The sequence below is a fragment of the Sphingobium sp. BYY-5 genome, from assembly GCF_022758885.1.
Lineage (GTDB): Bacteria > Pseudomonadota > Alphaproteobacteria > Sphingomonadales > Sphingomonadaceae > Sphingobium.
Window position 1 is genome coordinate 605,847 of the sequence record NZ_JALEBH010000002.1, and the last position, 24,287, is coordinate 630,133.

Annotated in this window: 16 protein-coding genes and 3 pseudogenes; 10 read left to right on the forward strand and 9 right to left on the reverse strand. The window is 60.7% G+C overall.

The window, feature by feature from the left end; translation table 11 throughout:
• Positions 1 to 190 precede the first annotated feature (190 nt).
• From MOK15_RS18740 to MOK15_RS18755, 4 genes are read left to right on the forward strand one after another with little or no spacing between them, the layout of a single operon-like run.
• Positions 191 to 1,303 (forward strand): LLM class flavin-dependent oxidoreductase, encoded by a 1,113-nt coding sequence (locus MOK15_RS18740; protein ID WP_242933231.1) that lies wholly within the window; start codon positions 191 to 193, stop codon positions 1,301 to 1,303.
• Between the two features lie 53 nt (positions 1,304 to 1,356).
• Positions 1,357 to 2,214 (forward strand): crotonase/enoyl-CoA hydratase family protein, encoded by an 858-nt coding sequence (locus MOK15_RS18745; protein WP_242933232.1) that lies wholly within the window; start codon positions 1,357 to 1,359, stop codon positions 2,212 to 2,214.
• A gap of 19 nt (positions 2,215 to 2,233) precedes the next feature.
• Positions 2,234 to 3,169 (forward strand): SMP-30/gluconolactonase/LRE family protein, encoded by a 936-nt coding sequence (locus tag MOK15_RS18750; protein WP_242933233.1) that lies wholly within the window; start codon positions 2,234 to 2,236, stop codon positions 3,167 to 3,169.
• A 56-nt stretch (positions 3,170 to 3,225) separates the two neighbouring features.
• Positions 3,226 to 3,819 (forward strand): TetR/AcrR family transcriptional regulator, encoded by a 594-nt coding sequence (locus MOK15_RS18755; RefSeq protein WP_242933234.1) that lies wholly within the window; start codon positions 3,226 to 3,228, stop codon positions 3,817 to 3,819.
• 49 nt (positions 3,820 to 3,868) lie between these two features.
• On the opposite strand, the gene MOK15_RS18760 is transcribed toward MOK15_RS18755, so the two are convergent.
• The gene (locus MOK15_RS18760; protein WP_242933235.1) at positions 3,869 to 5,008 is read right to left on the reverse strand and encodes an LLM class flavin-dependent oxidoreductase; all 1,140 of its coding nucleotides are present in this window, start codon (positions 5,006 to 5,008) and stop codon (positions 3,869 to 3,871) included.
• 322 nt (positions 5,009 to 5,330) lie between these two features.
• Here MOK15_RS18760 and MOK15_RS18765 point away from each other — a divergent pair, with 322 nt between their 5' ends.
• Entirely contained in the window at positions 5,331 to 6,011 is a 681-nt protein-coding gene (locus tag MOK15_RS18765) for a TetR/AcrR family transcriptional regulator (RefSeq protein ID WP_242933236.1), read from the forward strand.
• 323 nt (positions 6,012 to 6,334) lie between these two features.
• Here MOK15_RS18765 and MOK15_RS18770 read toward each other — a convergent pair.
• A pseudogene (locus tag MOK15_RS18770) lies at positions 6,335 to 6,478 on the reverse strand (IS30 family transposase); the annotation flags it as partial.
• A gap of 195 nt (positions 6,479 to 6,673) precedes the next feature.
• Here MOK15_RS18770 and poxB point away from each other — a divergent pair.
• A complete protein-coding gene (gene poxB / locus MOK15_RS18775) occupies positions 6,674 to 8,422 on the forward strand; it encodes a ubiquinone-dependent pyruvate dehydrogenase (protein WP_242933237.1) in 1,749 nt (582 codons plus the stop codon).
• Between the two features lie 187 nt (positions 8,423 to 8,609).
• Here the strand turns inward: poxB and rutA are convergent, their stop codons facing one another.
• The 7 genes and pseudogenes from rutA to MOK15_RS18810 form a co-directional block, all read right to left on the reverse strand.
• Positions 8,610 to 9,677 (reverse strand): pyrimidine utilization protein A, encoded by a 1,068-nt coding sequence (gene rutA, locus MOK15_RS18780; protein ID WP_242933238.1) that lies wholly within the window; start codon positions 9,675 to 9,677, stop codon positions 8,610 to 8,612.
• A 5-nt stretch (positions 9,678 to 9,682) separates the two neighbouring features.
• Complete coding sequence (rutD, locus tag MOK15_RS18785; RefSeq protein ID WP_242933239.1) at positions 9,683 to 10,465, reverse strand: pyrimidine utilization protein D; 783 nt, start codon at positions 10,463 to 10,465, stop codon at positions 9,683 to 9,685.
• Entirely contained in the window at positions 10,458 to 10,841 is a 384-nt protein-coding gene (rutC, locus tag MOK15_RS18790; protein WP_242933788.1) for a pyrimidine utilization protein C, read from the reverse strand. Before rutC ends, rutD begins: the two co-directional genes overlap by 8 nt.
• Positions 10,841 to 11,575, reverse strand: coding sequence for a pyrimidine utilization protein B (rutB, locus tag MOK15_RS18795; protein ID WP_242933240.1), 735 nt, complete (start codon positions 11,573 to 11,575; stop codon positions 10,841 to 10,843). Before rutB ends, rutC begins: the two co-directional genes overlap by 1 nt.
• Before the next feature lie 99 nt (positions 11,576 to 11,674).
• Positions 11,675 to 11,866, reverse strand: a pseudogene (locus tag MOK15_RS18800) (Ku protein); the annotation flags it as partial.
• Positions 11,867 to 12,115: 249 nt separating this feature from the next.
• Complete coding sequence (locus MOK15_RS18805) at positions 12,116 to 13,549, reverse strand: PAS domain S-box protein (protein ID WP_242933241.1); 1,434 nt, start codon at positions 13,547 to 13,549, stop codon at positions 12,116 to 12,118.
• A 401-nt stretch (positions 13,550 to 13,950) separates the two neighbouring features.
• Positions 13,951 to 16,038, reverse strand: coding sequence for a catalase (locus MOK15_RS18810; RefSeq protein ID WP_242933242.1), 2,088 nt, complete (start codon positions 16,036 to 16,038; stop codon positions 13,951 to 13,953).
• A 433-nt stretch (positions 16,039 to 16,471) separates the two neighbouring features.
• Here MOK15_RS18810 and MOK15_RS18820 point away from each other — a divergent pair.
• The 4 genes and pseudogenes from MOK15_RS18820 to MOK15_RS18835 all read left to right on the forward strand — a co-directional run.
• Positions 16,472 to 16,651 (forward strand): annotated as a pseudogene (locus MOK15_RS18820) (transposase); the annotation flags it as partial.
• A gap of 238 nt (positions 16,652 to 16,889) precedes the next feature.
• Entirely contained in the window at positions 16,890 to 19,862 is a 2,973-nt protein-coding gene (locus MOK15_RS18825; RefSeq protein WP_242933244.1) for a TonB-dependent receptor, read from the forward strand.
• Positions 19,863 to 19,923: 61 nt separating this feature from the next.
• Entirely contained in the window at positions 19,924 to 22,416 is a 2,493-nt protein-coding gene (locus MOK15_RS18830; protein WP_242933245.1) for a zinc-dependent metalloprotease, read from the forward strand.
• Positions 22,417 to 22,437: 21 nt separating this feature from the next.
• Positions 22,438 to 24,240, forward strand: a complete 1,803-nt coding sequence (locus tag MOK15_RS18835) for an amidohydrolase family protein (RefSeq protein ID WP_242933246.1) — start codon at positions 22,438 to 22,440, stop codon at positions 24,238 to 24,240.
• Positions 24,241 to 24,287 lie beyond the last annotated feature (47 nt).

A 24,287-nucleotide genomic window follows, 5' to 3' on the forward strand; every position in this document is an offset into this window, starting at 1 on the left:
CGCTGCGTCAGCGGCCATATACTGACATTTATTGTTGATTATATTCGATTTTATGCGGCGCTCTATCCCTTCAAGCCGCCCATTTTCCAACGACGCTGCCATGGGGCGACCGCAAAGATCCGATCTTGAGCTTGCCAAAGAAGCCTAATTACGATTAGTTTGATTTAAACGAGGTATTTTGGAGGCACATATGGATGTAGGTTTGGGGCTGACGTTCCAGAATCTGAAGGAGCAGGTCAGCGACATCGAGGTTTTTCGGCATGAGCTGGCCCTCGCAGCCGAGGCGGAAGATCGCGGCTTCGACTCCGTATGGACCCCGGAGCATCATTTCACCGGTTACATGATGACGCCCAATGTCCCCCAGTTCCTGTCCTGGGTCGCGGCCAAGACAAAGAAGATCAAGCTGGGCACCACGGTTACCGTGCTACCGTGGCAGAACCCGGTCCGCATTGCCGAGAGCTTTCTGCTGCTCGACCAATTGTCGGAAGGGCGCGCGATTCTGGGGATTGGCCGGGGCCTGGGCAAGGGCGAGTTCGACGGCTTTCAGGTGCCGATGGGCGAAGCACGCCACCGGTTCCGCGAATATGCAGAAGCGTTGCTTAGCGCCCTGGAAACGGGCGTCATGGAATATGACGGCAAATACCTTCAGCAACCGCGCGTCGAACTGCGCCCGCGCCCCTATGCAAGCTATCGCGGTCGGGTGTTTGCATCGGCGGTCTCGCCGGAATCGGTCAAGCTGATGGCCAACCTCGATGTCGGCCTGATGATCATCGCCCAGAAGCCTTGGGATCGGGTTGCCGAAGATGTGACCAGCTATCGCGACCGCTTTTTCGCGATGCAGGGACGTCCAGCTCCCAAGCCCGTGGTCGTCGCCTTCGTCGCGGTGAACGAGGACGCCGCCAAGGCGCAGGAGATGCGCGACAAATATCTGGTCGAATATGCGCGGTCCACATCCTCCTTCTACCAGTTCGGGAACAAGGAGTTCGAGAAGATCGAGGGCTATGAATATTATGGCGCCCTGGCCAGCAGCGTCGAGAAGCATGGCATCGAAAAATTCAACAATTTCCTTGCCGATCTTCAGATTTGGGGCCATCCGGAAGAGGTCGTGGAAAAGCTGAAAGCGATGGTCGATCGCTTCGATGTCGGCAGCTTCATCATCTATACCCAGTTTGGCGACATGCCCTTCGAGGTCGGCCGCGACAATTACGAGCTTTTTGCCCGCAAGGTTCTGCCGCATCTCAAGGATATTGACGTTTCCACCCCGGCCGCGTCAGTTGTCAGCCCGCTGCAATCCATAGCTTGAACTGTTATCCTTCACTGCGGCGCGCAAGACGTCGCGGCGGGGGGGGAGAGAGGATGAACATGACAGATGCTGCGCAACCGGTGCTGTACGAAATCCGCGACGGGACGGCGTGGATAACCCTCAATCGTCCCGAAAAGCGCAATGCGCTAAGCGAGCCATTGCAGGAGCAGCTAAGCGCGCTGTTATGGGAAGCTGACGAAGATAATCGCATTCACGCGGTCGTCCTCAAGGCGGCCGGGCCGGATTTCTGCTCTGGCTACGACCTGCAGAAATACGACCAGCCCATCCCGGGGCAGGTCGATCACAAACGCGGTCGCGCAAAGTTCGACGACGACAGTTGGCACCAGGAAAAGGCGCAGCGGCTGCGCATGGCGCTCTTCGACATGCACAAGCCCGTCATCGCGCGGGTCCATGGCCGTTGCCTCGCAGGCGGAACCGACCTGGCGCTCCTGTGCGACATGGTGATCTGCGCCGACAATGCGCTGTTCGGATTCCCGCCGGCGCGATCGCAAGGCTCTCTTCCTAGCCATATGTGGCTCTATCTCGTGGGTCCGCAATGGGCCAAGCGGTTGTTGCTGACCGGCGATTCTATCCGTGGCGACGATGCAGCGCAGATCGGGCTGGCGCTCAAGGCGGTGCCTGCCAACCAACTCGATGCGGAAGTCGCGGCGCTCGCCGCGCGCCTTTCCCTTATCGACGCCGACCTGTTGAGCGCCAACAAGCGGATCGTGAACCTCGGCCTGGAACTGATGGGCGCGCGCACTTTGCAGCGTATGTCCGCCGAAATGGATGCACGCGGCCATCTGGCCGCCAGTCGCACGCAGTTCAACGAAACTGTACGCATCGAGGGATTGAAGGAGGCGGTGCGTCAGCGTGACGAGCCCTTCGGCGACCCGGTGATCAAACTATAACAGCAGATAGGATGAGGCGATGATGGAAGGCGAAGGCTGGCGGTGCCTGTGGGATGCCAAGGCCATATTGGGCGAAAGCACTGTCTGGGACGCGCGGGATGGCTGCATCTATTGGGTCGATATCGAAGCACCCAGCATCAATTGGTTTCATCTCGATAGCGATCGAACGGGGCGCTGGGACGCGCCAGGGTGGATCAGTGCGATCGCACCGCGCGCCAGCGGCGGCTTCATCGCTTCGTGCGCCGACGGCTTTGCCCATGTCGATCCCCACCGGCAAATCTACGCGCCGATCATCCACCCGATACCCAATCCCAAAATCGCGCGGCTCAACGACGGCGTGACCGATCGCAAAGGGCGCTACTGGTCCGGTTCGTGCGATTCCAGTCAGTGGGACGAAAGCACGACTGCGGACGACAAGGAAAGCACGCTCGGCAATCTGGATGTGCGCAATACCGGCGAACTCTATCGCCTGGATGCCGATGGCAGCGTGAGCACGCAGGAACGCAATATCGTGACCGCCAATGGACCCGCCTTCAGCCCGGACGGTCGGACCGCCTATGTGAACGACTCCATGCCGCTGGTCAGTTGGGCCTATGACGTGTCGGACGATGGCACATTGTCGAACCGCCGCGACTTCCTGAACTTCAAGCCGGAAGATGGATATCCTGACGGCATGGCGGTCGACGTAGATGGCTGCATCTGGATGGCCTTCTACGAAAGCTGGGTGTTGCGGCGGTTTGCACCGGACGCAACCTTGCTCGAGGAACGACGCTTGCCGGTGCGGCGGGGGCTTCGCCCCGCTTTTGGAGGAAGCGACCATGATCGCCTCTTCCTCATCACCGGATCGCAAGGCTTTTCAGCCGCGACATTTTCCGAACAGCCGCTCGCCGGCGGGCTGTTCGAAATACTCGATCCACCCGCGCCGGGGGTCCCTAATTCCCTTTATGCCGGGTAGTCAGAATCCGCTCCCGATGAGGCTGTCTTTCCCTTATAGTTTTGCTAAGGGACGGCATGGCACACGCAGATAATGGCCGAACGCGCATTTTAGACTCGGCCGCGACAGCCCTTCGCCAAAAGGGGCTGGCAGGCGCGAAACTCAGTGAGATCGCCAAGGGCGCCGGCATGCTGGCGCCCAGCATCTATCATCATTTCCCGTCCAAAGATCATCTGGTCGAAAATGTGATGATGGAAGGCATTTACCGCAACAGCCGCCATATCGTGGCACGCGTCGAGGTTTTGGGGCCAGACGCGACACCTCTGGTGCGCCTGCGCGCCGCGATCGTGGCCCATATCGACTTTCTGTTGTCGGGCGACGATTATTCCTCCGCCGTAGCGCGGGTGTTCGACGATCTGCCGGATGAAATGCGGCGGCGGGTTCTGGCTGCCTATTCCAGCTTTGACAATTATTGGCGCGACCTCATCGTCGCCGCGCAGGCGGACGGCAGTGCCAGTGCCGCGCTGGACCCGACCGTGGTCAGGAAATTTTTGATCGCTATGCTCGATTCCAGTTCATCCTGGTATCGACCGGGAAAGTTGGGACCAGCGCAGATCGCGGAGCAGGCAGCGGACTTGTTGCTGCATGGATTTGCCAGCAACCCTGCCTAGGACAAGCATATAGAAGGGGGGATGAGTACCCCCTTCTATATTCTGCTTGTCAGGCGGCGACCGTTTCTGCGGCGGCTGTTTTGGCACCCGGCAGCTTGACTCGCGGTGCCACTTCCTTGGCGATCAATTCCAGCGAGTTCCACCAGGGCGTGGGATCATCATAATAGTCATGCGATTCCACCTGCAGCGTGCCCCAACCGCCGGTCGCCTCGAACAGCGTGTTGAGCTTGTCGACGACCGTATCGGGCGATCCGACTACAAAGACGTTATCCACCAGGAATTCCAGATCGGCATCCGCCGGATCGATGCCTGCGTCTTTGGCAAAGCCGTCCATCATGCCGAAACGATGCCAGATCGGGATCAGATATTTGTTGAAACAATAACCGATCGGCCCTTCCATCACGAGGCACTTGGCTTCCGCGTCGGTATCGGCGCAGAATACGGTCTGCGATACCGCATGGCGCTGGCGGATGGGGGTGAAGCCCGCCTTGATATTGGCCTCAGCATAAATCTCCCAATGGCGCTTGAGCGCATCAAGGCCGGAGTAGATGGAGACCGGCTTGAAGTTCTTTTCGCCGGCAAGTTTCATCGATGGGGAGTTGGCGCTGAACCCGGTGACGGCGATTTCAGGGAACGCGCCGTCATAAGGCGCGAAATTCGCGAGCATGTGCTGCTCGTCATCCTCAGTCTCCGCCGGCGCCTCTTCGGGATAGCCAGCGTCCCAATATTTGCCTTCGAAGAAGAAGGGCTCGCGCTTCCAGATCTTCTCCATGATGCTCAGCGACTCGCGAACCATATCGTTCAGCATCTGTGGCTCGGCATCCTTGATGCCATGGATATAGGATGCTTGTGGATAAGCGCCCGCGCCAATGCCCAAAAAGTAGCGGCCCTCCAGAATCTGCGAGAGCCAGCCGACCATGATGGCCAGCTTTGCGGGATGCTGGTGCGGTAGAATATGCGCCATTGGTGCGAACTTGATTTGGCTCGTCTGCAACGCTGCGGCGGCCATGATCAGTTCGGGATTGGGAATATTTTCCCAGATCTGCGACGCATGTTCGGAGATCATCATTGAAGTGAAGCCTGCCTTGTCGCAGGCAACGCTATTCTGGACGCCCCACTCGAAAGTCTGCCGCGCTGTGCGTCCGGGACGCATATAGGGGTGAAAGATGAGGCCGGTTTCCATCGCCATGAAAGTCTCTCCTTAAGCGTCTGCCGCATTGCGCCGTTTTGCCATCTTGGTGCGGTGTCGGCTCGGCGTTGTCTAATGACGATTAGGGAATAATCTTTCCGCGAAGTTTAAGTCAAGTGTAAATTCACAAAATGACCGCTGGCAGCCCTTCGCGAACGATTCTGTGAAGCGGGTAAAATCGCCTGAAAATACACAGACTCTTGAAATTTTCTGGCAGGCCACGCAAACTGGCTGTAGCATCTGCCAGATGTTGACGCGTCAAGACGGTGCCTCGATCGCAGATTGCAACGAAAAAATATTACATCTGTTTTAGGATATTGCGGTGGCGAACGTTAAAATTGATCTGGAGGCGCTGCCGGCTGCTGAACCTACCGACGGAAAAACGCGCCTGATTTTGGCGGGGGAGCAGCTCTTTGCAGAAAATGGCATCAACGGTGCATCCATGCGGGAAATTGCGACGAAGGCCGGCCAGGGAAATCATGCTGCCGTGCAATATCATTTCGGTTCGCGTGAAGGCCTGGTTCGTGCCATTTTCGACTATCGGATGGAGCAGATGGAAGCGGAGCGTGGCGCCATGCTGGAGCGCGCCCGAGCGATGGATCGTCTGAAGGATGCACGGACCATCTTGGACATCATCCTGCTGCCTCAACTCGACCTGCATGATGCAGATGGCAACCATTCCTATGCGAGCTTCCTGAGCCAATATCTTCTGCAAAGCCGTTCGCCGGAGTTCGGCGATTTTAGCGGATCAGAACCGCCTCATTTGACCGAGGCGCTAAGATTGATGCGAGAACGCGTCGACTATCTTCCCCCTTACGTTGCGCAACGGCGGCTGATCAGTATCAGTCTTATGTTTCTCAACATCCTGATGCGCCATCATGGAACCGACGAAGTCGCGTTCGGTGAGTCTTTCCCGGATGCGCTGGAGGATACCATGGAGCAGATCGTCGGCAGCATGTGTATGCCGCTTCGATTGGCGCCGGCCCGAGGGGACTCCAATTGACTCATAGATTTGAGATAGGGTGCGTGCGAGACAGATCCAGAGCGGGGGCAGCTCCGATTTGCTGCCGTATTACGCGCACCCTCCTCGCCCTTGCTCCGGCAATGACCGAACGTATGGCCCGCGTCGAGCGGCGGGATGCTTTTCTGGAGGGCGTTCTGGAATGGCTGATCCGGCCGAACTGACACCGCAGCTTTAAGCGACACGTATTGGTTCGTCGGGCTGGGCGTATATTATCATGTCGGGCTGTGACAGCTGACCTGCCGGTTGCGACGGTGGGTTCAACGGGTGATGGCAACACATGCCTGAAATCGCTCGGCAGGGGTTTAGTAGTCGAGCGGTTTTCGTGGTCTTTCGTTGAGTTGCCGCGCGATGGCACTCAGCTTGACCTGGCTATATAAAGATAGATCGGTCCCTTTGGGGAAATATTGACGCAGCAGGCGGTTGGTATTTTCATTGGTGCCGCGTTTGTCCCCGCGTAGGGAAAATGGGCTGTCTGGGACTAATCCTCCGATATTTCTCCAAAGCCATATGCTTGGTATTTTGGTCATTGCTGTGCGAGTATGGCTGCATCTCTTGCATCCCGAATGCTGCAAAGTGCGTTTGCGTCCTGTCTGTCGTTGGTTCGACAGGAACTTGCTGCCGCCGTCGTTCGGAGAATTTGCATGACCAAGACCACCATTGCAGACCTGTTTGCCGAAACACTCCACCTAGCCGGGGTGGAGCGCATCTATGGTGTGGTGGGTGACAGTCTCAATAGCCTGACCGACAGTCTGCGAAGACAGGGGAAGATCGAGTGGGTGCATGTCCGCAATGAGGAGGCTGCAGCGTTTGCCGCCGGAGCGGAAGCGCAACTGACCGGGAAGCTGGCGGTCTGTGCCGGCTCGTGCGGTCCTGGCAACATGCACCTGATCAACGGGCTGTATGACTGCAACCGCACCCGGGCGCCCGTGCTGGCCATAGCGGCGCAAGTGCCCAGTGGCGAGATCGGCTCCAATTATTTCCAGGAAACGCGACCCGAAGCCTTGTTCCGCGAATGCAGCGTCTATTGCGAAACCATCTCGCATGGTGACCAGATGCCTCGAACGCTCGACACCGCGATCCGGGCGGCGGTTGGTCATCGCGGCGTCTCCGTCGTTGCGCTATCAGGCGATGTCGCGCTCCTCCCAGCCAGCGGACAGCTTGCCCGCTCGGCAGGTGGGCTGTTGCCACAACCGGCTGTGGTCGTCCCATCATCCGACGACCTGGAACGGTTGGCTGCGCTGCTCAATGGGGCGGGACGAGTCACCATCCTTGCCGGACGCGGTTGTCGTACGGCGCATGAGCCGTTGCTCAAGATTGCCGAACGTCTTCAGTCTCCGATCGTCCATGCCCTCGGCGGCAAGGAGTTTGTGGAATATGACAACCCCTATGACGTCGGCATGACAGGCCTGATCGGCTTTTCCAGCGGCTATGATGCAATGATGGGATGTGACACTTTGCTGATGCTCGGCACGGATTTTCCCTATCGCCAATTTTATCCGGTGAAAGCCAGGGTGGCCCAGATTGACCTGCGGCCCGAGAATCTCGGGCGGCGGACGGCCATCGACATGGGGCTGGTGGGAGATGTGGGCGCAACGATAAATGCGTTGCTGCCTTTGCTGACCACGGGCCGGGATGGGACATTTCTGGAAAAAGCCCGCGCCAATTATGCCGATGCCCGCAAAGGCCTCGACGATCTCGCCTATGGCAAGCCGGGCAGTGGGATAATTCACCCGCAGCATGTGGCGCGCATCGTCAGCGAATTTGCCGATGACGACGCGATCTTTACCTGCGATGTCGGTACGCCGACAATCTGGGCGGCGCGCTACCTGAAAATGAATGGCCGCCGCCGCTTGATCGGATCGTTCAATCACGGCTCGATGGCCAACGCGCTGCCGCAGGCGATCGGCGCGCAGTCGGCTCACCCCGGTCGGCAGGTGGTGACCTTGTCCGGCGACGGCGGGCTCGCGATGCTGATGGGCGAGTTGCTGACCCTCCGCCAGTTGGGACTGCCAGTGAAGATCATCGTTTTCAACAATGGCACATTGGGTTTTGTCGAGATGGAGATGAAAGCGGCTGGATTGATTGAAACCGGCGTTTCGCTCGACAATCCCGATTTCGCCGCGATGGCCCAGGCGATCGGTATGCACGGCGTACGTATTACGGATCCGGGCCAGATCGATGCCGGCGTCCGGGAAATATTGTCCCACCCGGGGCCAGCCTTGCTCGATGCGGTCACGGCACGGACTGAATTGTCCATGCCGCCCAAGATTACGTTGGAACAGATCAAGGGCTTCACGCTTTATATGGCCAAGGCAATCATCAGCGGCCGCGGCGATGAGGTGATCGAACTGGGTAAAACCAATTCTGGGCTGCTGCGACGTCTTTTCTAGCCGATGATTGGGGTGGTGAAATGTGATTGAAGGCCCCCAGCCTATTTTATGCTTGCGGGCAGTAAAGCGTCGGATCGTGCAATCTAATGAACAGGCACGCCAGGGTTCTAATTCGGAGCTGGCCGCTTGAAAGCGCGCGGAACGAGAAACGCCATTTTGATCACTTCATAAGTGCAGCAAACTGCCCTTACGGCCTCCCGACCCGGCTCTTCATCAACGGCTGGATGCGCGTGCCGAATGCCTCAACGCCTTCGAGAAAGTCGTCGAAGGTCAGCAGCACCCCGCCGGTATTCGGTACTTCGGCCATCTCGTCGAGCATGCGCGCGACGCTTTGGTAGCTGCCGACCAGCGTGCCCATGTTGATGTTCACCGCCCCTTCCGGCGCGGCGAGCTGGCGCACGTTGGTGTCGGTGTTGACGGTGTCCTTACCCCCCTGATCGGCCAGCCAGGCGATGGCTTCGAGATCGACGCCGTCATTATAGCTCTGCCATTTGGCCATGGCTTCCTCGTCAGTCTCGGCGGCGATCACCATCACCAGCACGAAGACCGAAACCTCCCGGCCCGTCTGCGCCGTGAACTTGGCGAGGCGGTCGTTGTTGAAGGCGAAGGCGGTCGGTGTGTTGACGCCCTTGCCGAGACAGAAGGCATAGTCCGCCCACTTCGCCGAGAAGGCGAGACCGGCATCGGACGAGCCGGCGCAGATGATCTTCATGTCCGCTTCGGGCTGGGGACGGACGAGGCAGTCGTCCATCTCATAATATTTGCCCTTGAAGTCGGACCGGCCGCTCTCCCACAATTCGCGCAGCACCTGCGCATATTCGTCCAGCACCTCGTAGCGGTTGCGGAAGTGCTCGTCGCCCGGCCAGAGGCCCATTTGGGTATATTCAGGCGGTTGCCAGCCGGTGATCAGGTTGAGCCCGAACCGGCCATGGCTGATGCTGTCTATGGTATTGCACATGCGCGCGGCGAAAGCGGGTGGAATGATCAACGTCGGACATGTGGCGAAGATTTTGATCTTCTCCGTCACCGCAGCAAGTCCGGCCATCAGCGTGAAGCTTTCAAGGCCATATTCCCAGAACTGCGTCTTGCCGCCGAAACCGCGCAGCTTGATCATCGATAGCAGGAAATCGAGTCCATATTGCTCAGCGCGCTGGGCGATTTCCTTGTTGAGATCGAAGCTCGGCAGATATTGCGGGGCGTTCTCGCTGATCAGCCAGCCATTATTGTTGATGGGAATGAAAATGCCGACCTGCATGGACTTCAACTCCTGAGGAATTCGAGGACGAGGCGATTGAAGGCGTCCGGATCGGTCACGTTGCAGGCGTGGCCGCCCCAATCGAACGTAGCGATCTGGGCCTTCGCGACCGGCTCGGCGAGATCGAGCGCGGTAGCGAAAGGCACGAGGAAGTCGTCGCGGGTGGCAATGACGAGCAGGTTTTCGAGCGCCGCCAGCCCCGCCGGATCGGGCGCATAGGCCTGCACGGCGACGATGCGTTTGGCGGTTGTCTCGACGCCGGGGAACGCCGCGCGGTGATGGTCGAGGTCTGCCGTCAGTTCAGTTTCGTGCGCGGCGATCCAGTCGGGGGGATAGAGAAAAAGCGGCTGCGCTTCGAGAAAGGCCCGCTCGCCTGCCCCATGCAGCAACGCCAGCCGCGCAGCAAAGCAGCGCCGGGTATGCGGTGAGAGCGTCCGCCAGCCGTTGATGACGACCAGTCGGTCGATCCGGCCAGTGCGGATGGCGGTTTCCATCCCGATGGCGCCTCCCAGCGCATGGCCGACGAAATGCGCCTGCTTGATGCCCAGCGCATCCATCAGCGCGATCACGTCGCGCGCCATGTCCTCGACCAACGTGACTTCCGGCAGCGCCCGGTCGCTGCGCCCGGTGCCGCGATGATCGTAAGCGATGATACGGAAATGCTCAGCCAGCGCCGGGAGATTCGGCACCCAGTAGCCCGCTGAGCCGCCAAGGCCGCTCGATAGGATCAGCGGCGGCGCATCCGCCGCTCCATGGGCTTCGTAGTAGAGTCCGGCTACCTCAGCCAAGATGGACGACCGAGGCGATCTCGACGAGGCAGTCCGGCTTCACCAGATCGCCCTTGATGCAGTAGCGCGCCGGTTTGTCGCCCGGAAAATACTCGGCGTAGACCGCGTTGAAGGCGGCGTAGTCATTGAGGTCTTTGAGGAAAATATGGTTCATGGCGATGTCTGTCATGGCGCCGCCCGCCGTCTCGACCGTGGTCTTGATGACCTCCAGCACATGGCGTGTCTGCGCGGCGGCATCGCCCACATGAAGTACCACGCCGCCCTCGCCCAGCGCCAGCACACCCGAGACATAGACCGTGCTGCCCGCCTTCGCCCCGGCCGAATAGGGCGCAATCGGGGTGGGGAATTGCGGCGGATTGATCGGTTCGAAAGGCATCATGGCTCCTTTGATGGAAGCTGGCCGACGGCGGTGCGAAAATCGGTGACGCTGCTCACCCAGCCGAAGAATTTCTCGACATTGTAGAGGCTAGCCTCGCGGATGAAGTCCGGCCCGAGGTGATGGACGGCATCTTCCAGCAACACGCCGAAATATTCGAGGTGGAACCCATCGCGCAGGGTCGATTCGACGCAGACATTGGTGGCGATACCCGTGAAGATCAGCGTGCGGATGCCGCGTGCGCGCAGCACGGAATCAAGCTGTGAGTTGAAGAACGCCGAATAGCGCGGCTTGTGCACGCGAAGGTCGCCCTCATGGACATTGAGGGTATCGACAAGTTCATAATCCCAGCCACCTCGCGCGAGGAACTTGCCGGCAAGCGCGGGCCGCGCCCGCATGGTCTTGAGCGCGTTGGACTTGTGCCAGTTAGGCGAAAGCGGCGTGCCCGCCTCGACATAGCCGGAGTCCCAGCCATTTTGCAGGAACACCACTGCTATCCCCGCTGCGCGCGCCACATCGACGACTTCGGCGATCTTCGGGATCACGCTGGCCGCCGGGCCGACATCGAAGCCGGCCTCGTCCACATAGCCGCCCTTGCTGGCATAGGCGTTCTGCATGTCGACGACGATGACCGCCGTCGTTGCGGCATCGAGCCGGATTGCTTCGGGCCGCGCCTGCAGCACCGCTGAGGGGCCGGAACGCGCGGGGGCGGGATCGACGATTGCTTCGCTCACTTGCGCAGGATTGTGCAGATGTCACAAATGGTCAAGCGGAAGGCGCCCATTGGCTTAAGCCAGATAAAATGACTGCCGTTTCCTATCCCTCGCCCAAAGCCGTAGGGCCTCTTCGCGGTCAACCGGGCCGATACCGTCCACGACCTTCTCATAGTGAATGCGCTTGCCTGACGGTTCGTGGATCTAGCGAAAGGATATGGTCATGCCGCTCTTCGTGGCGGAATAAATTTCCACCGGAATCGACACCAGAGCCAGCCTGATCTGGCCTTGCCAATAAGCGCGCGCGGGCATGTTCAACCTCTCTTTTTGCGGTTCGCTTGGCCCGGCATGATCCGACCGGTCGTCTTCACGGCGGATCATTTTCTCCGACTCATAGCTTTACTCCTGCGCTCACCAACGCATTACGTGCGATCGAGTTCAGCCACGCCGGGAGCAAGTCCGATCGCCTCAGCTTGGAGCATTGGCGGATCGGTCGCATGGAGCAGATGGTGAAGGCATTATATTTTGCAGGATTCGCCACGAATCCATGAAATAAGTGCTCTACGTACCAAGGCGATCTTTTGCAGCCATGAGGTGGATCGACAGACCCTGAGGTTTCCAATCACGAGAAATCTCACCGCCAAGCTGCCCTTGGACCGTGGCACTAACGAGGAGGGTGCCAAAACCATCATCCTGGGTTTGATGATCGGCGGTAGGCCCACCCCGTTCGCTCCAATCGAGGGTGATGTGGTCGCCCTCGTCGGCACAGGATATTTCTACCCGGCCTTCGGGCACGGAAAGGGCTCCATATTTGGCCGCATTCGTGGTGAACTCGTGAAGGAGCAGCGCCAAGCTGGTCAACGCGCCGCCCGCAATGGCAATATCCGGCCCGGAGATCGCAATGCGCGATTGAATGTCGACCTCATCATCATAGGGAGCGGTGATTGTCTTGATCAACGCGTGCAGGGTCGTTTGTTGCTCGCGCCTGTCCGTCGCTTCGGACTTTCGCGGAACGGTCAGCGAGTGAGCCTGACTGAGTGCGTTCAGACGCGCCGAGACTGTGAATGCGAGGTCGGCGGGCGTGGCCGCCGAGCGGGCACTCAAAGTCACCAGGCTTCCGGCGAGCGTAAACAGGTTTTTCACACGATGATCCATTTCGCGGATCAGGAGCTGTTGCCGTTCCTCCGCGCGTCGGCGTTCCGTAATGTCGCGAGCGATTTTCGATGCGCCGATGATGCGACCATCGCGACTTCTGATTGGTGAAACCGACAGCGAAATCTCGATCAGGCTGCCATCCTTGCGTCGCCGGATGGTTTCATAGTGATCAATGCGTTCGCCGCGCCGGATGCGAGATAGGATGTTCAGCTCTTCATTATGTCGGTCCATCGGAATGAGCATCGTGACGGGTTTGCCGATAGCTTCCTCCGCGGAATAGCCGAACAGGCGCTCCGCACCCTGGTTCCAGTTGACGATCCTGCCGTTCAAATCTTTAGCCAGAATGGCGTCGTCGGAAGATTCGACGATTGCCCGAAACCGCTGTGCCGCTTCGTCGGTTATGAGTTGCTCGGTCAGATCGACCAGCATGTTGACCGCGCCGATCAGGTTGCCTTCCGCATCGAAAACGGGTGTCGGGAAGGCGAGGAAGGAAACGCGTGTGCCGTCCGGTCGTTCAGCGACTACATCGAGGCCACGTATGGCTTTCCGTTCCCTGAGGGCCGTTGCCATCGGGCATTCATCGTGCGGCAGAGGCGTGCCGTCTGGCCAATAGAGTTTCCAGGAGCTGCAAAATTCGCTCATGCCGATTTGCGGGGCGATGCCCCACATCGCGGAGGCCGCCTTGTTATAGAAGGTGATGCAGCCCTTCGCGTCCGTCGTATAAACAGCCTCGGGCAGCGCCTCGAGGATATCCTGAGTCGTTAAATCACTTCTGGGTTCATCGAACTGCCGCTCCTCCTCTCCCGGAAAGTCGCCAGGGGTGGTGTCGGTATCTCGCATTGATCGGTGCTCCATGCGACATTCCGTCAGCAGGCAATGTTTCCAACGCCGGTTTTCCTCGCAATTCGGATGCCCGCGCGAGATAGCCGCCCGGACTTGGCCAGGGTCAAGACCTTCCCATCTTAGCGATGGGGACAATAGCGCAATGCGCCGGTCGATGATAGAGGTATGAGGTCGCAGACGCTCAGGTCCGAGCTACAGTAACACCTGTCTATCGAATGTTTATGCGCGATATCGCTCGCGTCGGCACGATGATGAGCTGTTTCGACGGGCGGATTGAGGATGGGCGCCGCGCATCATCGACCTGCCTTGGTTTCATACTCAGAGCCTTCCATGCCCTGGCCACTGGTCTCGCCTAAGTTGAACCAATCGCGCATTTTGCGGCCTTGACTAACGCAAAATCAGGCAAGGCTACGAATACCGGGTTCGCGATCGTAAAAGCGTCTCGCCGCCGCCTCGATAAAGCTGGCATCAAGCACCGACACTCCTTGATCGGGCTCGATTCCTGCCTTGTCGAGCAATGGCTTAACTGCTGCGCTTGCGCCGATCGCTTTCAGGTGCCCGAACGCATCCACGACAAACTGCACCGCGGCGCTTTCCTTGACCAACGTCTTGGCGCCTGCGTCCGAGAGGACGAGCGCCACCGCATCAAAAATTTGCGACGGAGAACCCATCAACTGGCCATCGGCCTTCTGCATGCTGCCATCCGAGAGTTTGGCGCCGCCGACCTTTGGCGCCACAATTATCGCCTTGCCCTTGGCCTTGGTGATTGCCGCGACCAATGTCTTGAGTTCGTTCGCATCCGTGCCGTCAGCAATGAGCACGCCAACCGCGCGACCTTCGAGCGTCAGTTTCATGTTCTTGTGGATCGACAGCGCATCAGACGGCGCCATGTCGATGGGCTCCTTCGCTGCTTTGGCTTTCTTTGGCAAAGGAATGCCGAGCCCGTCGGCAACGCGCTTGGCCAGTTCCTCATCGACGTTGCGCAGATTGGCCACCATACGGGGCGGTACCTGGTCAAGCAGGCCGACCTTCGACAGTTCGAAAACGAAGGATGAGGCGATATGGGCCTGTTCGCTTGGCGTTTGCGAACGAAAGAACAATCGCGCCTGGCTGAAATGATCGGCAAATGTGTCGGCACGCACCCGCAGTTTTTCGCCCGTCTCGTCGGGGCCGGTCGGCGACGTGGATGTCGTAAAGCCGCTTGTCGGACATTCGCGCGGTCCTCCTTCCTCACCGTGCGCGGCAAGGCTATTGGGTTCGTAATTGGCACGGCCTTTGGGCACAATCGTCTGCATCTGCCCGTCGCGCTGAAAATTCTGGAACGGGCAGCGCGGCGCATTCACCGGAATTTGGTGGAAATTGGCGGTGCCGAGCCGCGATTTCTGCGTGTCGAGATAACTGAACAATCGGCCTTGCAGCAGCGGGTCGTTCGAGAAGTCGATGCCGGGCACGATGTTGCCGGGGCAGAATGCGACCTGTTCGGTTTCGGCGAAGAAATTGTCGACGTTGCGATTGAGCACCATGCGGCCGATGATTCGGACCGGAATATCCTCTTCGGGGATGAGCTTGGTAGGATCGAGCACATCGTAGGGCTGCGCATCGGCAAACGCCTTGTCGAATAGCTGTATGCCCAATTCCCATTCAGGGAACGCTCCGGTGTCGATTGCCTCGAACAAGTCACGGCGATGATAGTCATTGTCCGCCGCCTGAAGTTTCAGCGCCTCGTCCCAGATCGTCGACTGCACGCCAAGCTTGGGTTTCCAGTGGAATTTGACGAAGCTGTTTTCTCCCGCCTCATTGACCAGCAGGTAGGTGTGAATGCCGAAACCCTCCATCATGCGGAGACTGCGCGGCAGCGCGCGATCGGACATCGCCCACATCAGCATATGGGTCGTTTCGGGCATCAACGAGGCCCAGTCCCAGAAGGTATCGTGCGCGCTCCCGGCTTGCGGGTAGGCGCGATCGGCCTCCATCTTCACGGCATGGATCAGATCGGGAAATTTGATCGCGTCCTGGATGAAGAACACCGGCATATTGTTGCCGACCAGATCCCAATTGCCTTCGGTGGTGTAGAATTTCACGGCGAATCCGCGCACGTCGCGCGGCGTGTCGACCGAGCCGGCGCCACCGGCGACCGTTGAGAAGCGGGCGAAGACCTCGGTCTTCTCCCCCTTCCGGAACAACGCGGCCTTGGTCAGATGGGAGATGTCCTCGGTGGCTTCGAAAAAGCCATGCGCCCCGGAACCCCGTGCGTGAACGATGCGCTCGGGAATGCGCTCGTGATCGAAGTGGAAGATTTTCTCGCGGAGAACGAAGTCCTCCAGCAGCGTCGGGCCGCGTGCGCCGGATCTGAGACTATTCTGATTGTCGGAGACGCGAATGCCCTGGTTGGTGGTCAGGATTGTGTCCGGGTTTGAACCCGTCACGGCCTGTTGGTGCGTCTCGCCTCCATTGCCGGTGATCGTCTTGCTGTCGTCGGTCGCCATGGCTCGTCTCCATTTTCGATATGGGGGTCGTCTGTTCAATCGACCCATTTTGCAGGCGAACAGTGCGCACATTTCGGCACGGTCGAAGCTTCAACGACTCGTCCCCGTTCAAAGTGCCTTTCACAGCAAATTATCTTCCGTGTGGCGCGAACTGCTCGGCGCCGAGCGCACCAGCGAGATAGCAATTGCGAAAGCCACCAGGGCAGTGGCGGGCAACCATTCGGGCCGCTGGCCGTTCTTCAATCATGCCCCAGTCAAGCAATGATGACGCGCATCCGCTCGCGAGTGCGTTCCGAGCCTTTATCGAGGCGCCTGCCTTTCCCTGCGTGGGCGCCAAGTCCGCGCTTGCAAAAGGCCAGATGCATTTTGTCGTGTGCCGTGACATCCGTTCCGTCTGATATTTTGACATGACACCGGTGCAGGGGACGGTGCGATGAGCCAGATCACAGTAATTTCGGGTCCAGAGCAGCAGCGGATATGGAGCGACCAGCAGAAGCAGGAGTGGGTGGCAGCAGTTTCGGCGCCCGGCGCGAACATGGCGGAGATAGCCCGCCGTGCTGATCTACGGCCGAACCAGATCTACAGGTGGCGTCGACAGATGTCGCCGCTGAAGTCGCCCGCATCAAGGCGTGCGGAGGCGGAATCTCCCCATCATCACAAAAGTGCAATTTTTGATGGGGGTTTCCCTCCCGTCCGCGTCTTCCGAAGCGAGAGGGTTATAGGCCTGACACCTGATGAAGGGAGAGGCCGCCTTTTGCATGTCCTTCCGCCACGAGCGGAAACAACGAAAATCGGGGGAATTGATGGGAGCGTATCGGAACAAGGGGGCTTGCGTAGCGAGCCTGATCGCCATGAGCTGGGCAGCGCTTGGCAGCGCGGGCATCGCGATGGCGCAGGAAGCGACCGAAGACGAAGCGTCGGCGGAAATCGTCGTTGTCGGATCGCAGATCAAGGGCGCCAAGATCAACGAAGCGCTTCCCGTTACGGTGGTGTCGACCGACGAAATCAGGAATTCGGCGGCCGTATCGGGCGACGAACTGTTCCGTTCCATTCCCCAGTTCGGTGACGTTCAGTTCAACAGCCAGTATCTGCCCGGCAGTTCCAACGGCGCGCGCGGCGACATCGGGTCGCTCGACCTGCGCAGCCTGGGCATCGGCAACACGCTGGTGCTGTTGAACGGCCGTCGTGTCGTCGCCCATCCGACCAGCCAGGCGAACGACCAGCTCGTGCCGGTGCTGAGCTACAACACCAATGCCATCCCCGTGAACGGGCTGGAGCGGCTGGAAGTGCTGCGCGATGGCGCGGCGGCGATCTACGGCGCGGACGCCGTGGCGGGCGTGGTCAACACCGTGCTCAAGACCGATTATCAGGGCGCCGAGCTGTCGCTGCAATATGGCGGCGCGGAAGGCACCGGCCTGCGCGAATTCAACGGCAATGGCGTGATCGGGACGAATTTCGCCGAAAATCGCGGCAACATCACCCTGTTCGGCAGCTACGACCATGGCACGGGCCTTGAATCGACCGAACAATATTTCACCGCCTCGTCCGACAAGCGCGACCTGTTCGATGGCACACGCTTCGAGGGGGCGACCTCGCTCGATGGCCGATCCACGACCACGCCCTTCGCGAACCTGCGCACCTATGGCAACAGGGCCGTTATCTACAACCGCACTGCGCTGACCAATGCGTCGGGCCAGTTCCATCTGCAACCGACCAGCAGCACAGGCTGCGTCGCGACGGTGGGCAACGACCGGTGCATCCAGAATGGCGCGATGGCGACGGCGGGCGCGGATCGCGATCTGCGCTATGACACCCAAGCGCAGGGCGTTTCGATCATGCCGCGCCTCAACCGCATCAACCTGTTCATGACGGGCCATTACGACCTGTCGGACGATGTCAGCTTCTTTACCGAAGCCGGCTTCTATCGCAGCAAGACCAAGGCGCAGCAAAGCCCGGTCGCGACACTTAGTTCGATCCCGGTCTATGTACCCGCCAGCAACTACTGGAACCCGCTGGGCCAGGCCGTATTCGCCAACGGCACGGCCAATCCAAACCGCCTGGCCGGAACCAATGCGCCGACTTCGGGCCTGCCCCTCACCATCAACAATTATCTGTTCGAAGACTTCGGACCGATGAACATCACCGTGACCAACCAGCAATTCCGCCTTCTGGCCGGTTTGCGCGGCGAGTATAAGGGGTTCAATTGGGAAAGCGCGGTCAGCTATTCGGAAGCCTGGGCGCGGGATGTCAGCGACAATATCAGCCGCACCAAGTTGCAGGAATATCTCGCGCGCTCGACACCTGATGCCTATAATATCTTCGGCACCTCGGTGAACAGTCAGTCGACCATCGATGCGATGCGCGAAGATTTGACCCGCTACACCAAGTCGACTCTGGCCACCTATGACTTCCGTGTATCGAAGGCCGACCTGTTCACCCTGCCCGGTGGCAATGTCGGCTTTGCCGCCGGCATCGAAGCGCGTCGCGAGACCCAGCTTGACGATCGCGATCCGCGTATTGACGGGACGATCACCTATACCGATCCGCTGACAGGTGCGGCGGCTGGCGATTTCGTCAACTCCGCACTCAACAGCGACACCAGCGGCCATCGCGAAGTGTTCGGCGCCTATGCGGAATTCGCAGTGCCGGTCATTTCGCCGGAAATGGAAATCCCGCTGGTCCAGGCCTTCAATGTCCAGCTCGCCGGGCGCTACGAACATTATAGCGACTTTGGCGATGTCGCCGTGCCCAAGGTCGCCGCCGCATGGGATGTCGTGCGCGGCATCCGTTTCCGCGGGTCGTGGGCCAAGTCCTTCCGCGCGCCGAACCTGGAGCAAACCAACGCGACGGTCGTGACCCGCGCCAACACCCGCACCGACTGGATCATGTGCGAAGCCGATGAACTGGCTGGTCGGATCACCAACTTCTCCCAATGTTCGCGCGCGCAGATTACGTCGGCACGCCGTTCCGGCAATCCCGACCTCAAGCCCGAACGCGCCAAGACCCTGTCGTTCGGCGTGGTGCTGGAGCCACCGCTGCCCGAAGGCGTGGGCAACCTGACCTTCACCGCCGACTGGTGGCGCGTGCGCCAGACCGGCCTGGTCGGCATCTTCGGCGAAGGCAACGCACTGATCCTGGACTATCTGCTGCGCAAGGAGGGATCGAGCAATCCCAACGTCATCCGCGCGACGCCCACGGCATCGGATGACGAGGCCTTTGCCGGCACCGGCCTGACGCCCGCGGGCGAGGTTCTCTATGTCCTCGACCAATATACCAATTTGCAACCGCAGACGGTGAAGGGGCTGGACTTCAACCTGACCTATCGCACGCCCGAAACGGGCATTGGCCGCTTCAACCTGGCGGTCAATGCATCGCACTTCCTGAAATATTATCAGGAACCCTCGCCAGGCATCGCCGCCCTGCTGGCGGCGCAGGATGCGGGCGACATTGATGCGGCTGTGAACATTTCGGGCGGCCGCAGCCTGTTGCAGTTGGACCGCAAACCCAAATGGCGCGGCTCCGCCTCGCTCACCTGGACGCTCAACAATGTGACGGTCGGCGCCTTCGCCCAATATACGGGCAAGGTCTATGACACGAGCCTGATCGATAGCGATGGCGACTATTGGGCGGTCAAGGCGACCACCACGGCGAACCTTTATGCTCAGTATCGCTTCACGCAGGGATCGCTGGACGGGACGAGCGTCCGCCTGGGCGTGCGCAATCTGTTCGACAAGGCCCCGCCTCTGTCGTCCAGCGGTTATCAGGGACAGCTTTATTCACCGCTGCGCCGTTATTGGTATCTGAACATCAGCCACAAATTCTGATGCCCTTGGGCACCGGTCTTTGGACCGGTGCCCATTTTTCTAGTTCAGGATCAATAGCTTCATGAAAGCCGTACGCGCCCTCCCCCTTGTTGCCCTGATGATCCTGAGCGCCCAGAGCGGCGCGGCGTCTGCCCAGGCGGCGATGGCTACTCCATCTGCCAGGACAGCAACCGCCAGCCTGTTCGGGCTGCTACCGGCGGAAAAGGGCGGTCAGCGCATAGTGTTGCCCGCCGCCGACCGGGACGGCGTAATCGCCCGCTATCTTTATACCCCGTCTATCGCCGGGGGCCTTGGCGCAGCGGAGATCGGTCTGGATCGCGCGCGGCTGGGCGAGACGCAGATTCTATTGTTCCGCAAGGTCGGCAACCGCGTGTTTGCAGAGTTCGAAAATCTGCGCTTCCGTGCGCTCAACGGCGATACGGGCGAGGAACAGGCGGTGCTCCGCTCCTTTTCCGGATCGCCGATCTGGTCGGGCGATATCGTCAGCGAGGATGGCAACGGAATCACTGTCGACCTGTCCGGTTTGTTGATGCGTGACGCCTTCGACGTCGCCGGACGGCTGAAGGCAACCAAGGCAGGCACCTACAAGGTCGCGACAAACCTGAGCTATGTCGACGCCGCGCAGACATTGGCTTTCCCGGACAATGTGGAGTTCGAGACGGCCCTGACCTTCACCAGCGACGATCCCAGCCGTGCGATCGAACGCGTGCTGCCCGATGCGCGCGCGCTGACCGTGCGGGTGCATCATAGTTTCATCCGCCTGCCCGACGATCATTTCCAGACCCGCGCGCACGACCCGCGCACCGGCACGTCGGTCCAGGTCATCCGCAACAATTATGCCGCCGCGCTGAACGAACCGATCGTCACTCGGCTGGTGCGACGCTTCCGGCTGGAAAAGGTCAATCCAAACGCGGAACGTTCGCGCGTGAAGAAGCCGATCATTTTCTACGTCGATCGTGCCGCCCCCAAGGCGATCCGCACCGCGTTGATGGAAGGCGCGCAGTGGTGGGCGCAGGCCTTCGACGCGGCCGGTTTCACCGATGCCTTTCGGGTCGAGGAACTGCCCGCCAACGTCAATCCGATGGATGCGCGCCACAATGTCGTCGCATGGATTCATCGCGAGACGCGCGCCTGGTCCACCGGCACGACGATCGTCGATCCCCGCACCGGCGAAATCGTACGAGGCGTGGTGCAACTGGGGTCACTGCGCGCCTGGCAGGACAAGCTGATCTTCGAAGGGCTGGTCGGCGCAGCGAAGGAAGGCACCGGCGGGCCGGACGATCCGATCCAGCTTGCGCGTGCGCGACTGCGCCAGCTTGCCGTGCATGAAGTGGGTCATGCGCTCGGCCTCTCCCATAATTTTGCCGGGTCCACCTTCGAGAACCGAGCGTCGGTGATGGACTATCCCGCGCCGCGCGTCGGCATTCGCGACGGGGCGCTCGACCTGTCGGACGCCTATGCGACGGGTGTCGGTGCCTGGGACAGGTTTGCGATCGACTGGCTTTACTGCCAGTTCCCCGCAGGCACCAACGAGAAAGCAGCGCTCGACGCCATGGCGCGTGCGGCGCAGGCCAAGGGCTATCGCTTTGTCGCCGATGGCGACACGCGCGGCGATGGCGATGCCCAGCCCTGGGGCAATATGTGGGATGACGGGGCGGATGCCGCCGCGCAACTGGACCACATACTGGCCGTGCGCAAAATCGCGCTTGATCGGTTCGGCCTCGACAATTTGCCTGCGGGTGCGGCGGCGGCTGACCTGCGCCGCATGATCGTGCCCATCTATCTTTTCCACCGCTATCAAGTGACGGCTGCCTCCAAGTTGATCGGCGGAGTCGATTACGCCTATGCAGTGAAGGGCGATGGTCATGAGCAAGCGCTGCCAGTCGATGCCACGCAACAGCGCGCCGCGCTCCACGCCTTGCTGGCTACGCTTGATCCTGCGACGCTCGATCTGCCCGATCGGTTGATCCCACTGCTCTCCTCGATCCAGTCGGGTACGCCCGACCGCCAGAGCGAGATCGAACTGCTGCCCGGCCGCACCGCCGCCGCCTTCGATTGGGCGCGCGCGGCCGAGGTCGCCGCGGACGCAAGCCTGATCGCGCTGCTCGCGCCCGAGCGACTCAACCGGTTGGTGGCGCAGCAGGCCTCCGATCCCGGCCAGCTATCGCTGGACGAACTGCTCGGCGCGCTCGACGATCGGGTCACGACAGCGGCATCGAGCGGGCGCCGAACGGAAATCGCACGGCAGATCCGCGCCCGCTATGCGCTGCGCCTCCTCTCCCTGGCCGATGACAAGGGCCTGTCCTCGACCGCGATCGCGATCGTGCGGGCGCACATGCAGAGCCTTGCCGGCCGTCTCGGCAAACGCGGCGGCAGCCCGGCCGACAGCGCGCACAACCAGTATCTGGTGGCGATGCTCACCGCCTCGCCCGAGGAACGGGCGAAGCGGGCCGAGCCGATCGCACCGCCACCCCCGATCCCGCCGGGCGCGCCGATCGGCAGCGATGCCGAATGCTGGTTCTGTATGCCCACCGCGCCCGTCACCGAAGAATGATCCGTTTCGAAGGGGAATCTCATGCGTAAGTCGTTGCTCACCGCCCTGCTCGCGACCGCCGTCGCGCTGCTGATCGCCTTTCACTCCGCCACCGCCTCGTCCGCACCTGCCGAAGAGGGTGTCATCGCGATCGTCGGCGCAACCATCTTCGACGGCACCGGCGCGGCCCCCCGTCCGGGCACGGTGCTGATCCAGGACGGCCGGATCGCGGCGGTGGGCAGCGACGTGAAGGTGCCGCGCGGCGCGAAAGTCATCAATGCCAAGGGCAAGGCGCTGCTCCCCGGCTTTTTCGACATCCACACCCACTGGACCGCGTCGGGTTTACCCGGCACCTTTCCGCAGATCGCCAACGCCTATGTCGCAGCGGGCGTGACCACGGTAAACGACTTCAACGAAGCGCCCGAAGCCTATGCTCCGCTGCGCGCGTGGCTGGGTCAGATGACGGCGCCGCACGTCCACTTCGCCGCGCGCATCAGCACGCCGGGCGGCCATGGCGCCGACTGGGCGGACCAGGCGACGACGCTCTGGGTCAATACGCCCGAAGCAGGCCGCGCCGCGATCGAGAGCCTGGTCGCTTACAAGCCCGACCTTATCAAGGTGTTCGCCGACGGCTGGCGCTATGGGGTGTCTCCCGACAATACGAGCATGGACGAATGGACGCTGCGGGCCGTGGCCCAAGCCGCGCACAAGCAGAACTGGCCCGTCGTCACCCATACGGTGACGGTCGATCGCGGTCTGGTGGCGGCGCGCGCGGAAGTGGATTCGCTCGCCCATGGCTTACAGGACCGCCCGATTGCGGCAGACGAAGTCGCCGCGATAAAGCAAAGCGGCATGGCGATGGCCCCGACGCTCGCCGTCTATGATCCCTATAAGCCGCGCGACACGCCGGTGAAGGCGGATGATCCGCGCCTGCAACAGACAGTGCGCAAGTTCGGCTATGCACTGGGCAATGTGAAGGCGATGTTCGACGCGGGCATCCCGATCGCGCTGGGCACCGATGCCGGCATGCCCGGCACGCCCCATGGCCCATCGACCCTGCACGAGATGGAATTGCTGGTTCAGGCCGGCCTGACGCCGACTCAGGCGCTGGTCGCTGGCACCCAGACCAGCGCGAAGATCATGCGGCTGGACAGCGACCGCGGCACCATTGCCGTCGGCAAGCGGGCCGACATCATATTGATCGATGGCACGCCGTGGAGCAACATCAAGGACGTCTACAAGGTGTCGCAGGTTCTGATCGACGGCAGGCTTGCCTATGGTACGGGCGCGCCCGCCCTGCCCGCCGCCAACAGGACCGATCGCCTGCCTTCGATCACCGTGCCGGCCCTGCTCGACGATTTCGAGCGCGACGATCGCCGCTCGTCGATCGACACGCTGCGGATCGACACGCCTGACGGCGGCATGGACCGGTCGGTCGAAATCACCCAGACCGTGCCGCGCGAGGGCGGCGGCAAGGCGCTGTCACTCTCGGCCCGCATGGCGGTGAAGGATAATGCCTATGCCGGTTTCGCCATTCCGCTGAGCCGGGGATCGATCACTCCTGTCCGGATCGCCAGCTATAAGGGGCTGCGTTTCGACCTGAAGGGCGATGGCCCCTATACCGTCCGCCTCAATGGTCTCGACGGCATCTGGGAGGCAACGGTTCAGGGCGGCGCGGACTGGGGTTCTCAGGATGTGTCCTTCGCCCAGTTCAAACCGGTGTCGCGACGCGGGAAAGCAAGTCCCGCCTTCACCGGCGACGGCATCATACAGGTCGAGTTTGGCGGATCGCGCGGCCCCGGCCAGCGCATGTGGTTGCAGATCGATAATGTCCGCTTCTACTGATGCCTGAAACGGAGGGGAGCGGCCGCCGTCGGCTGCTCCCCTCCCCC